Raw genomic sequence first — 23,833 nt, 5'->3', positions numbered from 1 at the left:
AAATGAAAAGGGTGGTTGGTAGGTGGATAACCTCTCACTGCCCTTTTTTTAGAGTGTACGTGTACGTACAATACTTATTTTGGAGGGAATTAATAATGGCAGTTAACGCGAGTGCAGTAAAAGAACTTCGTGAAAAAACGGGCGCTGGTATGCTCGATTGCAAAAAAGCACTGGAAGAAGCAAATGGTGATATCACAAAAGCGGCTGAAATTCTGCGTGAGAAAGGTCTTTCCGCAGCTGCAAACAAAGCAGGACGTGCAGCTACTGAAGGTACTGTAGAATCTTACATCCACGCTGGTGGCCGTATTGGTGTCTTGGTAGAAGTTAACTGCGAAACTGACTTCGTAGGTAAAACAGACCAATTCAAAGATTTCGTTAAAGACATCGCTATGCAAATCGCTGCAGCTAGTCCGAAATTCGTAACTCGTGAAGAAGTTCCTGCAGAAGAGCTGGAAAAAGAAAAAGAAATCTTGAAAGCTCAAGCGCTGAACGAAGGCAAACCAGAAAAAATCGTTGAGAAAATGGTTGAAGGCCGTATCGGTAAATACTACGAAGAGTACTGCCTGATGGAACAAACTTTCGTCAAAGATCCAGACAAAACAATCTCCCAATTGCTGAACGAAAAAATCAGCCAAATCGGTGAGAACATCTCCATCCGTCGTTTCGTTCGTTACGAACTGGGTGAAGGTTTGGAGAAAAAAGTAGATAACTTCGTAGAAGAAGTTATGTCCCAAGTGAACAAATAAGACGGTTTTATACCGGTAAGCAGAAATTGGTTTTCGAAGATATAAGAATGATAAAACTTCGAAGCAGAGCTCCCTTATATCTCAGGAAAACAGTGCCTAACCGGTTAATCGTTTTTCTAAAAGAGTGGAACACAGTCGTGTTCCTTTCTTTTTAAGCAGGAGGCCATGCGCGAGAAGTTTTGTTGATTGAACACCGAAGGTGCTCAAGTTTAAAGTGGAGGGTGAACAATTGGAACAGCCAGTATTCAAACGCGTTGTCTTAAAGGTTAGTGGGGAGTCCCTTTCCGGTCAAAACGGCTATGGTATTGATGCAGAGACGATCTCGTCGATTGCTCAGCAGGTAAAAGAAGTTGTTGAACTTGGTGTGCAGGTTGCCATCGTATGTGGTGGTGGAAACATCTGGCGTGGAATCGCCGGCAGCGAAAACGGCATCGATCGAGCAACAGCCGACTATATGGGAATGTTAGCTACAGTAATGAACTCGCTAGCACTGCAAGATGCATTGGAGCAGATTGAAGTGCCTACACGTGTACAGACTTCTATTGCCATGCAGCAAATTGCAGAGCCATATATCCGTCGCAGAGCTATTCGTCATCTAGAGAAAGGCCGTGTCGTTATTTTTGCAGCAGGTACAGGTAACCCGTTCTTCTCCACGGATACAACAGCAGCACTGCGCGCAGCGGAGATCGAAGCAGAGGTCATCCTGATGGCTAAAAACAAAGTTGATGGCGTATACTCGGCCGATCCGTTCAAGGATAGTACTGCTGAGAAATATGAGCAACTGACTTACCTCGATGTACTTAACAAAAATCTTGGTGTAATGGATTCGACGGCGTCCTCGCTCTGTATGGACAACAACATTCCGTTGATCGTATTTGCCATTACAGAACAAGGTAACATCAAACGTGTAGTTCTCGGTGAACGCATCGGAACAATCGTTAAAGGGAGTGTAGATTAATGCCAGAAGCGGTTAAAAAACATGCCGAAGAACGTATGGATAAAGCCATTCAAGCGTTACGTCGTGATCTTGCCACTTTGCGTGCAGGACGTGCAACTCCGGCTCTTCTGGACCGGGTTCAGGTAGAGTATTATGGAGCAATGACACCACTTAATCAACTTGCAAATATTAGCACACCAGATTCCCGTACGCTGATGATTCAGCCGTGGGACAAATCTTCTATGGGCGAAATTGAACGTGCGATCATGAAGTCGGATCTGGGATTAACACCGGCCAACGATGGTAACATGATTCGTTTGTCCATTCCTCCACTTACAGAGGAGCGCAGAACAGAACTCGTTAAACTGACGAAAAAGTTCGGCGAAGAAGGGAAAGTTGCGATTCGTAACATTCGTCGTGATGCGAATGATGATATCAAAAAAATGGAGAAGTCAGAGATTTCCGAGGACGAGTCCCGGAGACATCAGGACGATATCCAAAAATCGACCGACAAGTTTATTGCTGAAGTCGATAAGGTACTCGCTGCCAAAGAAAAAGAAATTATGGAAGTGTAAGACAAGCGCAGCCCCTCCAATACGGTGGGGTTTTGTCTCTTTTTCTAGTCTTCAGGTGAAGAAACTTCAGGGATTTTGGAGGAACAGGAATGATCAAACGGGTTCGGTCGTGGTGGAATGGGGCTGAAAAGCAGGAAACGCTGACTATATCCGAGGATAATATCCCGCAGCACGTTGCCATTATTATGGACGGGAATGGTCGATGGGCCAAACGTCTGGGTCTGCCACGCATAGCTGGGCATCAGAATGGCATGAAGGCAGTGAAACGTGCAACCATCGCGGCGGATGAACTGGGCATCAAATATCTGACGATGTATGCTTTTTCGACAGAAAACTGGACACGTCCAAAAGAAGAAGTGGATTTTCTAATGAGACTTCCACAAGAATTTCTGGCGATTGAGTTAGATGAACTTATAGAGAAGAATGTCCGCATACGCATGATGGGGCAGGAAGAGAAGTTACCTTCACATACCGTTAATGCCCTACGTGAAGCAATTCGTCTTACGGAACACAATACGGGGCTTGTATTGAACTTTGCAATGAATTATGGAAGTCGTCGAGAAATGACGGACTGTGTGAAGCAGATTGCGCTGCAGGTCCAGTCGGGGGAACTCTCGGCAGAAGACATTACACCTGAGCTCATAGACAAACATATGTTGACTGTGGATATGCCTGATCCGGATCTGTTAATCCGGACAAGTGGAGAATTAAGGCTCAGTAATTTTATGCTTTGGCAGCTTGCATATAGCGAGTTATGGTTTACGGATATATACTGGCCCGAATTTGGCAAACAGCACTTGCTTGAAGCAGTAGCCGAATATCAGCGCAGAACAAGGCGTTACGGCGGTTTGAAATAGATGGAGGATGAAGCCGTTGAAACAGCGATTAACGACAGGGATAGTAGCAGGTGTGTTGTTTTTGGGTTTTTGCATGCTGGGCGGACCTTGGTATCATGGCCTGGTACTGCTTATGGCTCTCATCGGTTATTATGAATTTGTGAAAATGACGGGGGTACAACCTTTTTCAGGTGTAGCCCTGATTGGATATGCAGGTGTTTTTGCACTTGTCTTTCCATGGGAAATGGTGTGGGAAGGCAGACCGCTGACGCTGTTCCAGATTAGTTGGCTGGTTATGCTTGTTTTAATGACGGCCTCGGTGATAACCAAGAACAGGATTCCTGTGAATACAATCGCCATGCTCTTTTTGGGTGTGCTGTATATAGGCATCGGTTTTTATTATATTGCTGAGTCCAGACATCTTCATCACGGGCTCTTTTGGACATTCCTATTATTAGGCTCAATCTGGGCCAGTGACGCTGGTGCCTACTTTGTTGGGAAGCTCATGGGGAAGAACAAATTATGGCCATCAATAAGTCCTAACAAAACGGTGGAAGGCGCGTTGGGCGGTATTGTGATTGCCGTTGTAACATCTGTTGTGTTTGCGGTGTTATCGGATGGCTTGTTATCTTGGCAGAGAGCAATATTGATTGGGCTCGCATGTGCTGTAGTCGGCCAAATGGGGGACCTAATCCAATCCGCTTACAAACGTGTGTACAATATTAAGGATTCCGGCAACCTTCTTCCGGGGCATGGAGGTATTCTGGATCGGTGCGACAGCTGGATTGTTGTGTTTCCATTTGTACATATACTAATGCTTCTGCCTTACTAATGTTTTGAACATAAGACGTGTATAACCAATGGATTCGAAATTATGCACGCGATGGATAAATAAAGATGAGGTGCAGCATGAAGAAAATAGCAATTCTCGGATCCACCGGTTCGATTGGAACTCAAACATTGGATGTCGTTGACATGCATCCTGAGCTTTTTCAGGTGGAGGGCCTGGCTGCCGGAGGGAATACGGAACTTTTAATCAAACAAGCCAATCGCTATCGGCCAAAAAAGGTATCTGTAGGTACCAAAGAATTGGCTGAGACGGTCGCCCCGCACTTACCTGCGGGAACGCAGCTCTTTTATGGAAAAGAGGGCTTGGTGGAAGTAGCAGCCGGGACAGACGCAGATACTGTGGTGACAGCTGTCATGGGGAGCGTAGGACTCGAATCAACACTGGCTGCCATTGAAGCAGGCAAACAAATAGGGCTTGCCAATAAGGAAACTCTGGTGACAGCAGGACATATTGTGACAGCGCGAGCTGTGGAAAAAGGTGTCTCTCTGCTGCCGATCGATAGCGAGCACTCTGCGATATTTCAATGTTTTAACGGAGAAAACCGTAACCGGGTAGCAGGAATTACCCTTACGGCCTCAGGGGGTTCTTTCCGCGATTTCTCACGTGAACAGCTGCGGGATGTTACGGTTGAAGATGCCCTGAAGCATCCCAATTGGTCGATGGGCTCCAAAATCACGATTGATTCCGCAACGATGGTGAATAAAGGCTTGGAAGTGATAGAGGCTCATTGGTTGTTCGGGTTGACCTATGACCAGATTGACGTGCTGCTTCACCCAGAGAGTATTATACATTCCTATGTTGAATTTGAGGATACGAGCATCATTGCTCAACTTGGCAATCCGGACATGCGTGTTCCGATTCAGTACGCGTTAACTTATCCGGATCGGCTGCCTTCACCAGCACAGCGACTCTCTTTGGCCCAAGCAGGCAAGCTGCAATTCCGTGAGATGGATATGGAACGGTTCCCTTGTTTAAGACTTGCTTATGAGTGTGGTAAAATGGGAGGGACTGCAACTACGGCATTTAATGCCGCGAATGAGGTTGCTGTGGCACGCTTCTTGCGCAAAGAGATTTCGTTCCTTAAAATAGAGGATATTATTGCTTCCGTGCTGGATGCACACCGCAATGTGGACAATCCTGATCTCGAAGAAATTGCAAGATGTGACCAGGAAAGTCGTAAACATGCTTTTAGTCTGTAATCCTTTTTTCATCACAAATATGGAAGAAGTGATTCTCTTGTGCGGCACCTTGGAATAATGATAATCTAAAGGGACAGACTTCGGTTCGTGCCGTGAAGGAGGATGGATAGGGATTGGAAACCATACAAGTTGTATTTTTAACGGTGCTCATGTTCTTTGTCATCGTGACGGTTCATGAATGGGGGCATTATTATTTTGCCAAACGCGCCGGTATTCTTGTAAGGGAATTTGCGATCGGTTTTGGTCCCAAATTGTTCTCATATAAAAGAAACGAGACCCAGTTTACATTGCGTTTGCTTCCATTTGGCGGATATGCACGTATGGCTGGTGAAGACCCCGAGCTTGTAGAAATCCAAGAGGGTCAGACTATTGCGGTTAGACCGATGGATGATCAAGTGAAAATGATTTATCTGGACCAATTGGATAATCGTAAAAATGTAATACGTGGCGAAGTGATCTCCATTGATATGGAGAATGCGTTGAAAATGCAATTGGATGTTGATGGAGAGGTACAACACTACCGCATACATCCACAAGCAATGCTCGTTAGTCGCGGTAAACAAACACAAATTGCTCCGAAAGACCGGCAGTTTGGCAGCAAGACGGTTGGACAACGGGCGATGGCGATTTTTGCTGGACCATTGATGAACTTCATTCTGGCTTTTGTCTTGTTTGCTGTGTATGCACAAATGGCCGGAGTTCCGGTGGAAAACCCTAAAAATCTGCAAATCGGTGAAGTACTTGAGGGCGGCGCTGCCGACCAGGCCAACCTGAAAGAAGGAGATATCATTGAGACCATCAATGGTACGGCTATAGGTATTGATTCGCAAAAAATGGTGGCTATGATTGCTGAGTCGAAAGACAAGCCGATGGAATGGACCCTGCGTCGGGGAGATGAAACGTTCAATATAACGATTACGCCCCGTACTGTAGAGGGACAAGAGGGTGGTAAGGTGGGAATCGTGCCAACACTGCCCACCCGATCTGTTGGATTTGCAGAAACGTTCAAAGTATCAGGTTTAGCCATGGTGGATACCACAAAAGTCATCTTTGAAGGTTTCAAACATCTGATTAATCAGTTTAACATGGACGACATTGGCGGACCGGTACGTACATTTGAAGTAACAGGTCAGATTGCCAAACAGGGCATTGAACAACTAACAAGATGGGCTGCTATTTTGAGTTTGTATCTTGGAATCTTCAACCTGTTGCCAATACCTGCGCTGGATGGCAGCCGATTGGTATTCCTTGGAATTGAAGCGCTAAGAGGACGGCCTGTTGATCCTAACCGTGAAGGTATGGTTCACTTTGTAGGCTTTGCCATGCTGTTTGTACTGATGCTGGCTGTAACATATAATGATATACTACGTTTAATTAACGGATAATTATGGTTTGACTACACTCTGAATTTGCAGAGAGGGTCGTTATGGGAGGACGCTGGAGTCTTATGTCAAAGGAAAATGATAAACAATTCGTGACTGAAATCACACCACAGGGCGAGGATTTCTCCCGTTGGTACATTGATGTTATAAAAAAGGCCGATCTGATGGATTATTCGCCGGTTCGCGGATGTATTGTGTTCAAGCCTGACGGATTTGAAATCTGGGAACATATCAAGGATGAACTTGATCGTCGTTTCCGCGAAACGGGCCATCGCAATGCGTATTTCCCGATGTTCATTCCAGAGAGCTTTTTCCAAAAAGAAAAAGAACATGTTGAAGGATTTAACCCGGAATTGCCTTGGGTTACCGAAGCTGGTGGTGAAAAGCTGGAAGAACGCCTGGCAATTCGTCCGACTTCCGAAACCATCATTGGTCACATGTATTCCAAATGGATTCAATCCTATCGTGATCTGCCAGTTCTGATCAACCAGTGGGCTAACGTTGTTCGTTGGGAGAAAAGAACATTGCCTTTCCTGCGGACAAGCGAATTCCTCTGGCAGGAAGGTCATACGGCTCACGAAACGGAAGAAGAAGCACGTGAAGAAACGATGCGCATGCTTGAAATCTATCGCGAAGTCGTAGAAGAGTATTTGGCAATCCCGGTCATCACTGGTCAAAAAACGCCATCAGAGAAATTTGCAGGTGCGGTGGATACATACTCCATCGAAGCGATGATGAAAGATGGACGTGCCGTACAGGCCGGAACTTCTCACTTCATGGGTACTAACTTTGCAAAAGCATTTGAAATTCAGTATCTCAGCAGGGAAAATGTGCTTGAGCATGCGTATACGACATCGTGGGGCGTAAGTACACGCTTGATCGGTGCGCTGATCATGGTGCACGGTGATGATCGTGGCCTGGCACTTCCTCCAAAAGTGGCACCAACCCAAGTCGTGATGATTCCGATTGGACCGCCAAAAACACGTGATGCCGTTGTGGGTCGTGCGGACGAATTGTTCGCTGAACTGAAAAAAGCAGGCATTCGTGTTAAAATGGATGACCGCAGCGACGTTCGTCCAGGCTGGAAATTCAATGAATACGAGATGCGCGGAGTTCCAATTCGTCTCGAGATTGGTCCTCGCGATATGGAAAATGGTGTATGTGTGCTTGTGTCTCGGATCACTGGTGAGAAAAAAGTAGTAGAGCAGGCGAATCTGGTGGAAGAAATTCAGAATATGCTGAATCAGGTTCAATCTGATATGCTGGAACGTGCACGGACATTTATGTCGGACAACTTCTACTCTGTAGATACGCTCGATGAGATGAAGGAATTGATGGAAAACAAACGTGGCTTTACGCTGGCCGGCTGGTGCGGCTCCGAAGCTTGCGAAGATAAAGTAAGAGAAGTAACAGGTGCAACAAGCCGGAACATTCCGTTCCAGCCTGCGGAAGAAAAGCATACGTGCCTGGCTTGTGGTGAAAAGGCGAAGAACACAGTAGTGTTTGCAAGAGCCTACTAGGTCATCATTAACATCAGGAATATTCTCCGTATGAGTAAGTAGTGGAAGGCTTCTGTCGGATAAAATGAGTCGGTGCGGGTTCGGATCGGGGACATTTTTGATTGCAGGAGCTTTTCATGTTTTAAGGGGGTACAAGGAGGAACACGATGAGTGGATTCGAGGAGAAACGAAAACGGTTTGAATTGTTGATGAAACAGGCAGAGCTGCCTGCAGGTTTGACCGATCCCTATTTTCTGGACGGATGGATTGAACAGGTAGAGACGAACCGCAGCAACCGGGAATGGCATATCCTGATCTGTAAGGATACGTTGGTCCCTGCGCCGATCTATCGTACGTTTAGCCTGCATATTCAGGAGAAAATGAATCATATCGCCAAAATTACATTTGGTTTTAAGTATACAGAGCAAGTGCAGCCCGGTGATATTGTCAGTGAATATTGGAATTTGTTTCTAGAATGGGTTACTCGCGAGATTCCATCCGTAAATGGATGGATGAACCGAACTACCTTTGAATGTGAAGCAGATTTGCTGCAATTGACCATGAGTGATTCTACATCGATGGAGCTGGCGCGCAAGAAACAGATTGATCAAGCGATTACAACATTCTATGAAAAGTATTTTCATCTCCCGCTCCGCATTAAACTACAAGTTGGTGAAGTGGGAAGCAATAAGGAAGCGATGGAGCAGTTCCAGGCGCAGAAGAAGGTTGAGGAGCGACAGGTCATCGAACAGATGATGAGCGAAGTGACCGAAATGGAAGCTCCAGAAGACGAAGATCAGGGCGATGTACGCTTGCAGATGGGCTATGAGATCAAAGAGCCAGCTGTACCGATGCAGGACGTTCAGGATGAAGAGAAGAAAATTACACTTCAGGGCTCGATCTTTGGTCTGGACCGCAAGGAGCTGCGGAACGGAAATACGCTGTTTACCTTCTATCTGACCGACTTTACAGATTCGATGCAGATGAAGATGTTTGCGAAGACAAAAGAGGATGTTAAAATCTTGAGCCTCCTGGCCAATGGGAAATGGGTCAAGGTTCGCGGACGCGTAGAGTACGACCGGTTTATGCAAATTCCTGAACTGGCCATGATTCCTTCGGATCTGACCGAAATCAAAGCACCTCCATCAAGAAAAGATACCGCGCAGGAGAAACGGGTGGAATTCCATCTGCATTCAACTATGAGTACCATGGATGCTGTAACCTCCATCGATAAATATGTGAAAACTGCTGCGGAGTGGGGACACAAGGCAATTGCCGTCACCGATCACGGTGGAGTACAAGTCTATCCGGAGGCAGCCAAAGCAGCGAAGAAAAACGGCATCAAAATGATATACGGCCTAGAGGCCAATGTAGTGAATGATTCCGTTGCCGTTGTTCTGGCACCACAGCCAATTGATCTGAAAACTGCGACCTACATCGTATTCGATATCGAGACGACGGGTCTTTCCGTTACACAGAACAAGATTATTGAGATTGCTGCGGTTAAAGTGCAAGAGGGCAAAGAGATCGACCGGTTTGCCACCTTTGTAAACCCACATGAACGAATCCCGTACAACATTCAGCAATTGACCAACATTACGGATGAGATGGTCAAAGATGCACCGGAGCTTGAACCGGTCATTCGTGACTTTGTTGCGTTTGCGGGTGATGGCGTGCTGGTCGCGCACAATGCACGATTTGATATGGGCTTTATCCAGGCGTCCCTTAAAAATTTGGGTATGCCTGAGCTGCCAAACCCTGTGCTGGATACGTTGGAATTGGCGCGGCTTTTGTATCCAAAAATGAAAAACCACCGACTCAACACATTGGCTGACAAATACAAAGTTGCACTGGAAAGCCATCACAGGGCGATTGATGATACGATTGCACTTGCTGGAATCCTGAATGGACTAGTGAATGATGCAGCCCAGTTAAAAGGCTTAACCATGCTGGACCGGTTGAACGATTACGTTGGGGTTGATCTGTCGAATACACGTCCATTCCACTGCGGGATTTACGCATTGAATGATGTCGGCAAGAAGAATTTGTATAAACTGGTGTCCTTGTCTCATACGGAATACTTCAAGCGTGTCCCATGTATTCCGAAGTCTAAACTGGTCGGCTTGCGCGAAGGACTGGTTATTATATCCGGATGTGAAAAAGGAGAATTCTTCGAGGCTGTTCTGAATAAATCACTGGAAGAGGCCGAAGAAATCGCCGAGTTTTACGACATTTTGGAGATTCAACCCCTTACGATGTATATGCATCTAGTGGACAAGGGACTTGTGGCCACACCGGAGGAACTGAAACTTGCGGTTCGTAAAGTAATTGATATCGGAGCCAAATTGAACAAGCCGGTTATTGCTACAGGCAATGTGCACTATTTGGAGCCGAGGGACAAAATCTATCGGGATATTACCATCCACGGAATTACCGGTTTCAGTCCGCTGAAAGACCAGCGCAAACCGGATGCCCATTTTAGAACCACAGCAGAAATGTTGGAGGAATTCCAGTTCCTGGGTCAGGATAAAGCCTACGAGGTTGTCGTCACGAATACGATAGAACTTGCTGATCGCTTTGAGGAAATCAAGCTGTTCCCGGATAAACTGTTTACGCCAATACTGGAAGGTGCGGACGAAGAGATTCGGAATACCTGCTACAATACGGCAAAGTCGATATATGGTGAAGACCTGCCTGAAGTCATAGTGGCACGCCTAGAGAAAGAGCTCCAGCCGATCATCAAATACGGTTTCTCCGCCAACTATCTGATCTCGGAGCGTCTGGTGAAAAAATCGAATCAGGATGGTTATCTGGTTGGCTCCCGGGGATCTGTAGGATCATCGGTTGTCGCAACCTTCCTTGGCATCTCCGAGGTTAATCCGCTTCCGGCTCACTATATCTGTGTAAACTCTGAATGTAAGCACAGCGAATGGTTCCTGGACGGAAGTGTACCAAGTGGATTCGACCTTCCAGAGAAGGAATGTCCCGACTGCGGAGGCAGACTGAAGGGAGAAGGGCAAGATATACCGTTTGAGACGTTCCTTGGCTTTAAGGGGGACAAGGTTCCCGATATCGATTTGAACTTTTCGGGTGATTACCAGCCACATGCTCACAACTACACGAAAGTACTCTTTAGTGAAAAAAGCGTGTTTCGGGCTGGAACCATTGGTACCGTTGCCGAGAAGACAGCTTTTGGTTTCGCCAAGAAATATGAGGAAGAGCATCATAAGAAATGGCGCGGAGCAGAATTGAATCGACTGGCTTCAGGTTGTACAGGGGTCAAGCGGAGCACGGGACAACATCCCGGGGGAATTGTCGTTGTGCCGGATTATATTGAAGTGGAAGATGTCACTCCTGTTCAATATCCTGCGGATGACGTTAATGCAGAGTGGAAAACAACGCACTTTGATTATCATGCCTTTGAAGAGAACTTGTTGAAACTGGATATTCTAGGACATGATGATCCGACGATGATGCGGATGCTGCAGGATCTGACCGGGGTCGATCCTACCACCATTCCGATGAATGATCCGAAAGTCATGAGCATGTTCAACTCTACGGAAGCACTGGGAGTAACTCCTGAACAGATCCGTTCACCTGTTGCAACCTTTGGTGTGCCGGAGATGGGGACGAAGTTTGTGCGACAAATGCTTGTCGAATCCCAGCCGTCGTCTTTTGCCGATTTATTGCAAATTTCGGGGTTGTCCCACGGAACAGGGGTTTGGCTTGGAAACGCACAAGAATTGATCAAGAACGGTACATGTAACATTAAAACGGTAATTGGTTGCCGGGATGATATCATGTTATTCCTCATTTATAAAGCGGGGATGGATGCAAGTCTGGCCTTTAAGATTACAGAGAGTGTTCGTAAAGGGCGGGGGTTGCCTCAGGAGTGGATTGATGAGATGAAAAACTGCAAAGTGCCACAATGGTACATTGACTCCTGCCTCAAAATCCAGTACATGTTCCCGAAGGCCCACGCGGCCGCTTATGTCATTTCGGCAGTTCGTACTGCATTCTTCAAGCTGTATCATCCTATTGAATTCTACGCAACCTATTTTACAGTTCGTGCAGATGAGTTTGACATCGAGCTGGTTTGTCAGGGGTACGATGCGATCTATCGGAAAATTGTTGAAATTGAACAATTGGGTTTCCAGGCACCGCCAAAAGAAAAAAACATGCTTCCTGTGCTTGAGATGGCTCTGGAAATGGCAGCTCGTGGATTCTCACTCAAACCGATTGATTTGTATCGTTCTGAAGCTACCAAATTTATCGTAGACGGAAATGCACTGGTTCCTCCATTTTCTGCACTGGCGGGAATCGGTGATAATGCAGCACGTAATATTGCGGCGGCAAGAGATCATGGTGAGTTTCTGTCGATTGAAGATTTTCAGCAAAAATCCAAGGCAAGTAAAACGATTGTCGAACTATTGTCTGGCATGGGCTGTTTCCGGGGGCTGCCGGAAAGCAATCAATTATCCCTGTTTTGATGGAAGCTTAACCCGTCAAAAAAAACGCCTTTCAGAGGGTTGCGTGATTTTTTCTTCATTAGTACGCAATTGACCTGAAAGATCGCTTACTTGTCACTATTACCAGACTATGTTATAATTTCTGAAGTGAACGAGATAGTACGAATTTCTGAAGAGTGGGGAAACCCACTCTTTAGTCTTTGGTATACAAGAATCTTGGGTATTACGAAATTGTCGGCTTAACATGTCGGCGTAACCTAAGTTGGAGGTTATCGGTTTTGAGCACAACGAAGATTAAATCTACCGTGGAAGAAATGATCCAACCCTACTTGAATGAACAAGGCTTCGAGCTGGTTGACATCGATTACGTCAAAGAAGGCAGTAACTGGTTTTTACGGGTTTATGTCGACAAAGAGGGTGGCATCGACATCGATGATTGTGTCTTGATCAGCGAACAGCTGAGCGCCAAGCTGGATGAGAACGATCCGATTCCAACCGTCTATTTCCTTGAAGTGTCTTCTCCGGGAGCTGAACGTCCACTGAAAAAAGCGGAGGATGTTGCAAAATCCGTAGGGAAAAACGTATTTGTTACTACCTACGAAGCAGTGAATGGAATCAAGGAGTTTGAAGGTAAACTGCTTTCCTTTGATAACGGGGAACTTGTGATCGAAGCAGGCAAGAAGCAGTACTCGGTTCCTTATGATAAGGTAGCCAGTGCGCGCTTGGCCATTCTGTTTTAAGTGCCTTGTTCACTTTATTAATGAAAAAGACACATCTCACGATAACGGCAAGGTGCTCATGAGTTTTGAGCCTTTCGCCGTTTTACGTATGAGATGCCATGTTTGAAAGGGGGATCAACATTCATGAGTATGGATTTTATTGAAGCAATGAATGAATTGGAGCGGGAAAAAGGGATCAGCAAGGATGTGCTGTTTGAAGCGATTGAGGCGGCATTAATCTCCAGCTACAAACGTAATTTCAACACCGCTCAAAACGTGCGTGTTGATATGAACCGCAACACTGGAGTTATTCGTGTATATGCACGCAAATTAATCGTGGAGGAAGTCCTCGATTCACGCACCGAAATTTCGTTGCCTGCTGCACGTGAAATTAACCCACACTTCCAGCTGGAAGATATTGCGGAGATTGAGGTTACGCCGCGCGATTTCGGACGTATCGCCGCACAGACTGCCAAACAGGTAGTGACCCAGCGGATTCGTGAAGCCGAACGCGGCCTGATCTACAACGCTTTCGTAGACAAGGAAGAGGATATCGTTACGGGAGTGGTGCAGCGTCAGGATTTGCGCAATATCTACATCGATCTGGGCAAAATCGAAGCGGCATTACCGTTAACCGAATTGATGCCGAATGAAAAATTTGTTCATGGTGACCGTATCAAGGCATACATCACTAAGGTCGAGAATACGACCAAAGGGCCGCAAATCATTTTGTCCCGCACACATCCGGGTCTATTGAAACGTCTCTTTGAACTGGAAGTTCCTGAAATCTTTGATGGAGTTGTTGAGATTCGCTCCGTTGCACGTGAAGCGGGCTTCCGCTCCAAAATTGCCGTACATTCTCGCAATGAGGAAGTTGACCCGGTTGGATCATGTGTAGGCCCTAAAGGCATGCGCGTGCAGACCATTGTGGGTGAGCTGCGCGGTGAAAAAATTGACATCGTTCGTTACTCCGAACAGGTAGACGAATATGTGGCTAATGCATTGAGTCCTTCCAAAGTGTTGGAAGTTCAAGCATTTGAAGAAGAGAAGATGGCCCGTGTCATCGTACCGGACTATCAACTGTCCCTCGCTATCGGCATCAAGGGCCAAAATGCCCGCTTGGCAGCGAAGCTGACCGGCTGGAAAATCGACATCAAGAGCGAGAGCCAGGCGGAACAGGAATTCGGCAGAGAAAAAGACTCTTCTTCAGAAATGCACCAAGATTCCGTCTCCGTCGATTAAAGTAAAGCACGGGGGGCGCTAACGTATGAAACAGAAAAAAGTACCGCTGCGCAAATGTGTGGCGTGCCAAGAAATGATGCCCAAAAAGCAACTGATCCGTATCGTTAAAACGCCAGAGGATGAAGTGCTGATCGATTTGACTGGCAAAAAGTCCGGACGTGGTGCTTATTTATGCGGCAAGGAATCCTGTTTTAAACTTGCACTCAAAAACCGGTCTTTGGATCGGGCGTTGAAGGGCAAGGTTTCACCTGAAATTTACGAGCAATTGGCTGCTGATTTCGCTTCGGTTGAAGATGATTTCATCGCAGCGCAGGAGCGTGATCATGATGAATAACAAAGCGTTGTCTTATCTGGGACTCTCCATGCGCGCAGGCAAACTGGTGACAGGTGAAGAAATCGTGCTCAAGGCGATCCGTTCTTCCGAAGCTAAGATGGTTATTGTTGCGGGTGACGCCTCGGCCAATACACAGAAGAAATTTCGCGACAAATGCGGAACCTACAAAGTTCCGCTGGTGATCGGATTTGACCGGGATAGTCTGGGTTCAAGTATCGGTAAAGAAACGCGGGTTGTTCTTGCGGTAACGGACCGTGGGTTTGCAAAAATGATCTCCAAGCAAGTCGGTATAATGTCGGAGGTGGAGTATATTGAGTAAACAGGAAAACAAGGATAAATTGCGAGTTTATGAATATGCGAAGTCCCTTAATATGAGCAGCAAAGAAATTATAACCATTCTTAAAAAACTGGATATTCCCGTAAACAATCATATGAGCGTCATGGAGAATGGTTCAGTGGGTAAGGTGGAACAATTTTTTAAAGATATAAAATCCACTGCAGCATCGAAACAGAACAGCGAGGCTAAACCAGTCGCTACTTCGTCCGTGCGCAGTGAAAAAACAGTGGACAGCAACAAGCCGGCCGGCGGAGCGAACACGCCGAACAACAGTAATTCATCCGGTAGTCCCGTACAAACAAAAATACAACAGGAAAAGCAGGTAGGTATGAACAATAGACCAAATTCAAACAATAACAACGGCTCCCAAAGACCCAGCGGCCAAGATAGCCGCAACAGAACGAACTCTTCCCAAGGCTCCAGCCAGGGCGGACAAACAGGTAATCGTTCCAGACCTTCGCAAGGCGGACAAAGTAGTACGTCTTCACGTCCACAAGGCGGAACAAGCAGCACAGCTTCACGTCCACAAGGTTCAGGACAACGGCCTAACAACAGTGGTGGCGGTCAAGTGAGAAGCGCTGGGCCAAGCAACACTGGCAATGGCGGTAACCGCAGCGGTGGCCAAGGACAGAATCAAGGTCAAGGTCAGCGCAGAGGCGGTCAAGGGAATTCCGGTAATAACAACGGCAACCGTTCAAACAGTGGCGGCGGTGGACGTCGTTACGATGACAACCGTGGCGGCAACTTCCGCGGTAACCGTGGTGGCAAGAACAACCGTAACAGAAACCAGCAGCAGTACCAACAACGCGAGAAAATTGATAACACACCTAAGAAAATCATCGTACGTGGTGATATGACTGTGGGTGAAACAGCGAAGCTGCTTCACAAAGATGCTTCCGAAGTTATCAAGAAACTCATTGGTATGGGTGTTATGGCTACAATTAACCAAGAGCTCGATATCGATACCATTCTTCTGCTCGCAGGTGAATTCGGTGTTGAGGTTGAAGTGAAGATTGTGCTTGAAGACGATCGTTTCGAAACTGTGGAAGAGAACGATGATCCTGCGGATCTGCAATCCCGTCCTCCAGTTGTAACGATTATGGGTCACGTTGACCATGGTAAAACAACACTGCTTGATGCCATTCGTTCCACGAATGTAACGGGCGGCGAAGCTGGCGGAATCACGCAGCATATCGGTGCTTATCAAGTAGAAATCAACAACAAAAAAATCACGTTCCTGGATACACCGGGTCACGAAGCGTTTACAGCGATGCGTGCTCGTGGTGCACAAGTAACGGATATTACCATCATCGTTGTTGCTGCGGATGACGGCGTTATGCCACAGACTGTTGAAGCTATTAACCACGCAAAAGCAGCCGGTCTGCCTATTATCGTTGCGGTTAACAAAATCGATAAGCCTGGTGCAGATCCGGACAAAGTAAAACAAGAACTGACCAACTATGAACTCGTTCCGGAAGAATGGGGCGGCGACACCATCTTTGTTAACGTTTCGGCGAAACAAAGAATGGGTCTGGAAGGTCTCCTTGAAATGATCCTGCTCGTTGCTGAAGTGAACGAGTACAAAGCGAACCCGGACAAACGTGCCCGTGGTACAGTGATCGAAGCCGAGCTGGATAAAGGACGCGGCCCAGTTGCCCGTATTTTGGTACAGCATGGTACGTTGAAAGTTGGAGATGCCTTTGTAGCAGGTAACTGCTTCGGTCGCGTACGTGCGATGGTGAATGATAAAGGTCGCCGTCTGAAAGAAGCTGGACCTTCTACTCCTGTTGAGATCACAGGGTTGACTGAAGTTCCAGGTGCGGGAGATCCATTCATGGTATTTGAGGATGAGCGTAAAGCTCGTTCTATCGCTGATAAACGTGCGATCACGCAACGTGAATCCGATCTGGGTACCAACACACGTGTAACACTGGACGATCTGTTCCAACACATCAAAGATGGCGAAATCAAAGATCTGAATGTCATTATCAAAGGTGACGTTCAAGGTTCTGTTGAAGCATTGAAGGGTTCACTTGCAAAAATCGAGGTTGAAGGCGTGCGCGTGAAGATCATTCATAGCGGTGCTGGTGCAATTACCGAATCCGACATCATCTTGGCTGCTGCATCAAATGCCATCGTGATCGGTTTCAACGTTCGTCCTGACAATCAGGCGAAAATAACTGCAGATCAAGAGCAAGTAGACATCCGTCTTCACCGTGTCATCTATAGCGTTATTGAAGAGATTGAACAGGCGATGAAAGGAATGCTTGATCCGATCTACAAAGAAAATGTAATCGGTCATGCTGAAGTTCGCAGTACGTTCAAAATCAGCAAAGTGGGTACCATTGCAGGATGTATGGTTACCTCCGGCAAAATTACACGCTCAGCGGAAGCACGCTTGATTCGTGATGGCATTGTTCTTTACGAAGGTAAGCTTGATTCACTGAAACGTTACAAAGATGATGCCAAAGAAGTAGCTCAAGGCTACGAATGTGGTATTACTCTTGATAACTATAACGATCTCAAAGAAGGCGACGTTATCGAAGCCTTTGTTATGGAGACGGTACAACGATAAGCAAGGAAGCATGAGGTGAACAACTATGGCCAAGATTCGTACAGGTAGAGTGGGCGAGCAGATCAAGAAAGAATTGAGCGTGCTCATCCAGTCCGAACTGAAAGATCCACGTATCGGCTTCATTACCGTAACAGGTGTCGACGTGACTAACGACTTGTCGCAAGCCAAAGTTTATCTGAGTGTCTTCGGTGAACAGGAGCAAAAAGATAACTCGCTTAAAGCACTCGATAAAGCAAATGGATTTTTGCGTTCCGAGCTGGGCAAGCGAATTAGACTTCGCCATGTACCTGAATTGATATTCAAGATCGACGAATCGATCGCTTATGGCAGCCGTATTGAGAAGCTGCTTGGCGACATCGGTACCGACAAGAACGAATCCCAGTAACAGCATAAAGGAGACGGCAATGCACACTTATGAACAGGCGCTTCAGGCAGGAAAGCAATTCCTGCTGGAGCATGATGATTACCTGGTCGTGTCGCATGTACAGCCGGACGGTGACGCAGTCAGCTCGACGATAACAGTGGGCTGGCTGCTGTCATGTCTGGGGAAGACATTCACGATGATCAATGAAGGTGAGATCCCGCAGCGGATGCGCTTTTTGTGGGGTGCAGATGAAATCGTGAACATGACCGAGCAACCACCGCAGCGTAAATATAAAGCAGTGATTTGTGTAGACTGTGCAGATTTTGCAAGAGTGGGCCTAACTCGCCATTATTTCGAAGAAGATGCTGTTATTCTAAATATTGATCACCATCCCACCAATGATGCTTATGGAACGGTTAATATCATTAAGCCGGATGCAGCAGCTACTGCAGAGATCCTGTTTGATTTTGTAAACTTGTTCCCGGTGACGTTGAATCAAGATGCTGCAACGGCTATCTATACAGGGTTGCTTACGGATACAGGCGGGTTCCGGTACGCGAATACCAGTCCAAATGTGATGTCAACAGCATCCAAATTGCTTGAGCATGGTGTAAATGGACCGTACCTTGCGCAAATTTTGCTTGAACAGGTTACGCTTCCCCAAGTTCGGATATTGAATCAGGCGCTTTCGAGTCTGCAGATGACAGAGGATGGAAAAATTGCCTGGGTGGTTATTACGCCTGAAGATATGATTGCTTGCGGAGCGGCTAATGAGGATCTCGAAGGCGTTGTAAACTATCCCCGTAATATTCAAGGTGTAGAAGTGGGGATTTTTTTCAAAGTCATCAACAATAACGCGGTGAAAGTGTCTCTTCGGTCGGCAGGCAAAGTCGATGTTGCTGCGCTTGCACAGACATTTGGCGGGGGAGGCCACGTACTGGCTGCCGGGTGTCGTGTGGAAGGTGAGTTGGAAGAGATCGTAGCCAAAGTGCTGAAGCAGGTGAATGCGCAATGGTAAAACCACTTGAAGGAATTTTGCCTGTATACAAGCCGGCAGGATTCACCTCGCATGATGTTGTAGCCAAAATGCGACGCATTCTGAAAATGAAGCGTATTGGACACACCGGAACATTGGACCCACAAGTTACAGGTGTACTTCCGCTGTGCCTCGGTCGGGCCACACGGGTAGTCGAATACATGCAGGAACTTCCGAAAGAGTACTTGGCAACACTACGATTGGGCCTGTCTACGGACACGGAGGATCTGACAGGTGCGGTTATTGAACGTGCGGAAGAATCAGTCCAAGTTACCGAAGAACAGGTGCTTGAGGTCCTGAATCAGTTTAAGGGTACGATTTCGCAGGTTCCACCCATGTATTCAGCGGTAAAAGTCGACGGTAAACGTCTGTATGAGCTTGCACGTGAAGGCAAAACAGTGGAGCGTAAGAGCCGTGAGGTTACGATTTACGAGATTGAACTGACCGGAATCGAAACGCATGGTGACACGACAGATATTTCCTTCAGGGCATTATGTTCTAAAGGAACATATATTCGAACATTGTGCGTAGATATCGGCCGAGAACTGGGTTACCCATCTACCATGGTACAGCTTGAGCGTACCATTTCTGCAGGAATCACAGCGGATCGGTGCTTGCGATTTGAGGATGTGGAACAGCACATGGCCGCAGGTACGCTGGCTGAAGTGCTGATTTCGGTAGATGATGCGGTTGACTACATGCCTGCCCATAAAGTTCCAGAGGATAACACCAAAGGCGCTCTCCAAGGACAGAAATTGTCTGCACGTCTATTGGAACCGCCCGTGGAACAGCCAGGACTTTTGCGGTTATATGCTCAGGATGGCACATTTCTCGGTATTTTCGAACGGGATGAACATAAACCAACAGTTCGAGCTGTTAAGGTATTTTTACCGGAATAAAGAGGCCTTGAGTTTAGGTTCATGTGATGTTAAGCTCGGTCTATCAAGTGAAATGCAGGTGAATGATTGTATGAAAACCGTAATGCTAACGTATCCGCAGACATTAACTTCCGATGAATTGCGTAGACAACCCCAGGTGCTGGCCATTGGCCAATTCGACGGAATGCATCTCGGACATGCAAGCGTCATTCTGTCAGCTGTCCGCATTGCTCGTGAAAAGGGCATGCAGTCAGCGGTAATGACCTTCCATCCGCATCCGAAGGAAGTCATGCGCAAAGGAGATTATGAAGGTTATTTGACGCCCCTGAGAGATAAGGAAGATATCTTGGCAGAGATGGGCGTTGACGTGTTATATGTTGTGGAGTTTAATGAAGAATTTTCACATTTGACACCGGAGCAGTTTGTACATGATCTGTTGATTCCGCTTCAGACACGAACGGCGGTCGTTGGTTTTGACTTCCGTTTTGGTCACAAGGGAGCTGGTGATGAACAGATGCTTCGTTCGCTGGGCAGCAATGAGATGGCTGTAGAAACTGTACCTCCATTCCTGCTTAATGGCGAGAAGGTTAGCAGTTCTTTAATTCGTGGTTTGCTTAAACGTGGAGAACTGGATGAGGCAAGTCAGTGGCTTGGACGACCATACAGTATCAGAGGAACCGTTATCCACGGAGAGAAACGCGGCCGGACTATTGGTTTCCCTACTGCCAATCTCGAATTAACAGATCATTATGTGGCACCAGCAAAAGGTGTGTATGCCGTACGCGTATATCATGGGAAGCAGTCGTTGCGAGGGGTAATGAACCTCGGTGTGAAACCTACGTTCCACGATAGCGGGATGAAGCCTACATTTGAAGTACATGTGCTTGATTTTGAAGGGCATCTTTATGATGAGGAACTGAAGGTTGAACTGGTTCACTATATTCGGGAAGAACGCAAGTTTGACTCCATCGACGCTCTGATCAGCCAGATTCGGGAAGATGCCTTGACTGCGGCAAGACTCTTAGGTTGAAATTTTGAGTAAAATGTATGTTTACATTTACTTTGGTTAGGCAACTATGATATAATGTACTACGTTGTCGTTTTGGACAACAGACAACCTTGGCTTGGTTGCACGCTCTCACCGGCGGTAACGAGGCTAATGGCGATTATAATGAAGGAGGTGAATAGGATGGCATTGACTCAAGAACGTAAACAACAACTGATCGACGAGCACAAAACTCATGAGTCCGATACTGGATCACCTGAGGTGCAAGTTGCTATCCTTACGGAAAACATCAGAAGTTTGACAGACCACTTGCGTACGCATAAGAAAGACCACCACTCACGTCGTGGACTTTTGAAAATGGTAGGTCAACGTCGTAAGCTTTTGGCTTACGTGAAAAACAAAGATGTTAAACGTTACAGCGCATTGATCGAGAAACTCGGATTGCGTCGCTAATTATCGTACATGTTTTCAAAACCAACCTGGCTGTTTTCCGACGTTCCTCTGTATTGAGGACAAGCGGAGTTTACAGCCGGGTTGTTTTGTAGATGAACATGTTGCCATATATTTGTAGATGACAGCTCCGCAAGGAGCTTTTGTTTTGCAAGTTAATGAATGCAGGACAAGCAGGAAATACTGAGAAAATGCAGAATCCATTGTGTTAGGAACGATTAGAAGGAGGGATTTCATGGAAAAACGTGTTGAAATGCAGCTTGGTGGAAGAACGCTTGTGCTTGAAACAGGACGTTTGGCTAAACAGGCAAATGCTGCTGTTAAAGTAACATACGGAGATACGGTTGTTTTGTGTACCGTTACAGCATCAAGCGAACCGAAAGATCTGGACTTTTTCCCACTCACGGTGAATTATGAGGAAAGATTGTATGCTGTAGGTAAAATTCCAGGCGGATTCATTAAACGGGAAGGAAGACCAAGCGAGAAAGCCATTCTTGCTAGTCGTCTGACAGACCGTCCAATTCGTCCACTGTTCCCTGAAGGTTTCCGTAATGATGTACAAGTTCTAAACATCGTTATGAGTGTTGATCAGGACTGTGAACCACAGATTGCTGCCATGATCGGTACATCGGCTGCACTGAGCATTTCGGATGTACCATTCAACGGGCCAATCGGTGGCGTAAAAGTGGGACGTATTGATGGCGAATTCATTATCAACCCAACCATTGCACAGCTTGAAGTCAGTGAAATTGAACTCGTTGTTGCAGGAACCAAAGATGCCATCATGATGGTAGAGGCAGAAGCAAACGAAGTTCCGGAAGAAGTCATGCTTGAAGCTATCATGTTCGGACATGATGAAATCAAGAACATTGTGGCTGTCATTGAAGAACTGGTTCAAGTGGCCGGCAAAGAAAAAATGGCTGTAAAACTGCACGCTGTAAATGCGGAAGTGAACAGTGCTGTACGTGAATATGCGAGTGCTCGCTTGGTAGAAGCAGTTAAAATCGCTGAGAAGCATGCTCGTCAAGATGCGATTGATGCAGTGAATGACGAAACCGTTGCTCATTTTGAAGAGCAATACATCGAGACTCCTGAACTGCTCAAAGACGTGAAAGAAGTGCTGCACGACATCGTCAAAGAAGAAGTGCGCCGCTTGATCACACATGATAAGGTTCGTCCGGATGGACGCGGACTTGCTGAGATTCGTCCAATTGAGTGTGATACATCTTTGCTGCCGCGTACACATGGTTCCGGCTTGTTCACACGTGGTCAAACACAAGCGCTTAGCATTTGTACCTTGGGTGCATTGGGTGATGTTCAGATTCTGGACGGAATCAGTTTGGAAGAAACCAAACGCTTCATGCATCATTACAACTTCCCGCCATTTAGCGTGGGTGAAGCTCGTCCATTGCGTGCTCCAGGCCGTCGTGAGATTGGACATGGTGCATTGGGTGAACGTGCTCTTTCTAAAGTTATTCCTTCGGAGACGGACTTCCCGTACACAATTCGTCTGGTATCAGAAGTATTGGAATCAAACGGATCAACTTCACAAGCAAGTATCTGCGCAAGTACGCTTGCGATGATGGATGCTGGTGTACCAATTAAAGCTCCGGTTGCTGGGGTAGCTATGGGTCTGATCAAAGATGGAGAGCATGTGTCCATTCTTAGTGATATTCAAGGTATGGAAGATCACCTGGGCGACATGGACTTCAAAGTGGCAGGAACACCTGAAGGTGTAACAGCGATCCAGATGGATATTAAAATTGATGGTATTGATCGTCAAATTTTGTCCGAAGCTTTGGCTCAAGCCAAAGAAGGTCGTATGCATATCCTGGGCAAAATGACTGAAGTAATGAAAACACCGCGTGAGCAGCTGTCTCAATATGCGCCTAAGATTACGACTATGCATATTAATCCGGATAAGATCCGTGATGTTATTGGTGCGGGTGGTAAAATTATCAATAAAATCATCGAGGAAACTGGTGTTAAAATTGATATTGAACAGGATGGACGCGTATTTATCGCTTCTTCCAACCAGGACATGAACGATAAGGCAAAATCGATTATCGAAGGAATCGTACGTGAAGTGCTGGTCGGCGAGATTTATGTCGGCAAAGTAAAACGTGTTGAGAAATTCGGTGCATTTGTCGAAGTTCTGCCGAACAAAGAGGGTCTGGTTCACATCTCACAACTGTCAACAGAGCGTGTTGCCAAAGTAGAAGATGTTGTAGCCGTAGGTGATTCCATTACCGTTAAAGTAACGGAAATTGACCAACAAGGTCGTATCAACTTGTCCCGCAAAGCAGTATTGACGGCTGAAGCTCCGGCGCAGTCCTAAGCTCTGCCTTGATTTTTACAGATCCATTGAATGAAGAGACAGAATGTGTATTTCTGGCTCT

Annotated in this window: 20 protein-coding genes; all 20 read left to right on the top strand. The window is 46.5% G+C overall.

The genetic code is table 11. The features are described 5' to 3' along the window. Positions 1-95: 95 nt before the first annotated feature. The 20 genes from tsf to pnp all read left to right on the top strand — a co-directional run bounded on the left by tsf (position 96) and on the right by pnp (position 23,772). Entirely contained in the window at positions 96-746 is a 651-nt protein-coding gene (gene tsf, locus CHH60_RS07490) for a translation elongation factor Ts (RefSeq protein WP_095287802.1), read from the top strand. Positions 747-975: 229 nt separating this feature from the next. Beyond that, the gene (gene pyrH, locus CHH60_RS07485) at positions 976-1,704 is read left to right on the top strand and encodes a UMP kinase (RefSeq protein ID WP_095287801.1); all 729 of its coding nucleotides are present in this window, start codon (positions 976-978) and stop codon (positions 1,702-1,704) included. Further along, positions 1,704-2,258 carry a ribosome recycling factor gene (frr, locus tag CHH60_RS07480; protein WP_095287800.1) on the top strand — a complete coding sequence of 185 codons (555 nt, stop codon included), beginning with the start codon at positions 1,704-1,706 and terminating at the stop codon, positions 2,256-2,258. Before pyrH ends, frr begins: the two co-directional genes overlap by 1 nt. Before the next feature lie 89 nt (positions 2,259-2,347). Continuing rightward, positions 2,348-3,115 (top strand): isoprenyl transferase, encoded by a 768-nt coding sequence (locus CHH60_RS07475; protein ID WP_095358604.1) that lies wholly within the window; start codon positions 2,348-2,350, stop codon positions 3,113-3,115. Positions 3,116-3,131: 16 nt separating this feature from the next. Then, positions 3,132-3,926, top strand: coding sequence for a phosphatidate cytidylyltransferase (locus CHH60_RS07470; protein ID WP_095358603.1), 795 nt, complete (start codon positions 3,132-3,134; stop codon positions 3,924-3,926). 77 nt (positions 3,927-4,003) lie between these two features. After that, entirely contained in the window at positions 4,004-5,143 is a 1,140-nt protein-coding gene (locus tag CHH60_RS07465) for a 1-deoxy-D-xylulose-5-phosphate reductoisomerase (RefSeq protein ID WP_095358602.1), read from the top strand. Between the two features lie 113 nt (positions 5,144-5,256). Beyond that, a complete protein-coding gene (rseP, locus tag CHH60_RS07460) occupies positions 5,257-6,528 on the top strand; it encodes an RIP metalloprotease RseP (protein WP_095358601.1) in 1,272 nt (423 codons plus the stop codon). Between the two features lie 62 nt (positions 6,529-6,590). Further along, the gene (proS, locus tag CHH60_RS07455; RefSeq protein WP_095358600.1) at positions 6,591-8,045 is read left to right on the top strand and encodes a proline--tRNA ligase; all 1,455 of its coding nucleotides are present in this window, start codon (positions 6,591-6,593) and stop codon (positions 8,043-8,045) included. A 146-nt stretch (positions 8,046-8,191) separates the two neighbouring features. Beyond that, positions 8,192-12,514 carry a PolC-type DNA polymerase III gene (locus CHH60_RS07450; RefSeq protein ID WP_095358599.1) on the top strand — a complete coding sequence of 1,441 codons (4,323 nt, stop codon included), beginning with the start codon at positions 8,192-8,194 and terminating at the stop codon, positions 12,512-12,514. Between the two features lie 257 nt (positions 12,515-12,771). Then, positions 12,772-13,233, top strand: a complete 462-nt coding sequence (gene rimP, locus CHH60_RS07445; protein WP_095358598.1) for a ribosome maturation factor RimP — start codon at positions 12,772-12,774, stop codon at positions 13,231-13,233. Between the two features lie 123 nt (positions 13,234-13,356). Continuing rightward, positions 13,357-14,454: a transcription termination factor NusA gene (nusA, locus tag CHH60_RS07440; RefSeq protein WP_095358597.1), complete on the top strand. Its 1,098-nt coding sequence runs from the start codon at positions 13,357-13,359 to the stop codon at positions 14,452-14,454. 25 nt (positions 14,455-14,479) lie between these two features. Then, a complete protein-coding gene (rnpM, locus tag CHH60_RS07435; RefSeq protein ID WP_095287722.1) occupies positions 14,480-14,788 on the top strand; it encodes an RNase P modulator RnpM in 309 nt (102 codons plus the stop codon). Further along, the gene (locus tag CHH60_RS07430) at positions 14,778-15,107 is read left to right on the top strand and encodes a L7Ae/L30e/S12e/Gadd45 family ribosomal protein (protein WP_170948040.1); all 330 of its coding nucleotides are present in this window, start codon (positions 14,778-14,780) and stop codon (positions 15,105-15,107) included. The genes rnpM and CHH60_RS07430 overlap by 11 nt, the downstream gene beginning before the upstream one ends. Continuing rightward, positions 15,100-17,700, top strand: a complete 2,601-nt coding sequence (infB, locus tag CHH60_RS07425; RefSeq protein WP_095358596.1) for a translation initiation factor IF-2 — start codon at positions 15,100-15,102, stop codon at positions 17,698-17,700. Before CHH60_RS07430 ends, infB begins: the two co-directional genes overlap by 8 nt. Positions 17,701-17,725: 25 nt before the next feature. After that, complete coding sequence (gene rbfA / locus CHH60_RS07420) at positions 17,726-18,085, top strand: 30S ribosome-binding factor RbfA (protein WP_095358595.1); 360 nt, start codon at positions 17,726-17,728, stop codon at positions 18,083-18,085. A gap of 19 nt (positions 18,086-18,104) precedes the next feature. Next, complete coding sequence (locus tag CHH60_RS07415; protein ID WP_095358594.1) at positions 18,105-19,082, top strand: DHH family phosphoesterase; 978 nt, start codon at positions 18,105-18,107, stop codon at positions 19,080-19,082. Further along, entirely contained in the window at positions 19,076-19,999 is a 924-nt protein-coding gene (gene truB, locus CHH60_RS07410) for a tRNA pseudouridine(55) synthase TruB (protein WP_095358593.1), read from the top strand. The genes CHH60_RS07415 and truB overlap by 7 nt, the downstream gene beginning before the upstream one ends. Positions 20,000-20,069: 70 nt before the next feature. Continuing rightward, the gene (locus CHH60_RS07405; protein WP_095358592.1) at positions 20,070-21,008 is read left to right on the top strand and encodes a bifunctional riboflavin kinase/FAD synthetase; all 939 of its coding nucleotides are present in this window, start codon (positions 20,070-20,072) and stop codon (positions 21,006-21,008) included. 159 nt (positions 21,009-21,167) lie between these two features. Further along, positions 21,168-21,437 carry a 30S ribosomal protein S15 gene (rpsO, locus tag CHH60_RS07400; protein WP_056700672.1) on the top strand — a complete coding sequence of 90 codons (270 nt, stop codon included), beginning with the start codon at positions 21,168-21,170 and terminating at the stop codon, positions 21,435-21,437. A 232-nt stretch (positions 21,438-21,669) separates the two neighbouring features. Further along, a complete protein-coding gene (gene pnp / locus CHH60_RS07395) occupies positions 21,670-23,772 on the top strand; it encodes a polyribonucleotide nucleotidyltransferase (RefSeq protein WP_095358591.1) in 2,103 nt (700 codons plus the stop codon). Positions 23,773-23,833 lie beyond the last annotated feature (61 nt).

Source organism: Paenibacillus sp. 7523-1 (assembly GCF_002276415.1).
In the GTDB taxonomy this organism is placed as follows: Bacteria; Bacillota; Bacilli; order Paenibacillales; family Paenibacillaceae; genus Paenibacillus; species Paenibacillus illinoisensis_A.
Note: the sequence above shows the minus strand (reverse complement) of the source record. Positions and strands in the feature narration are given on the sequence as shown.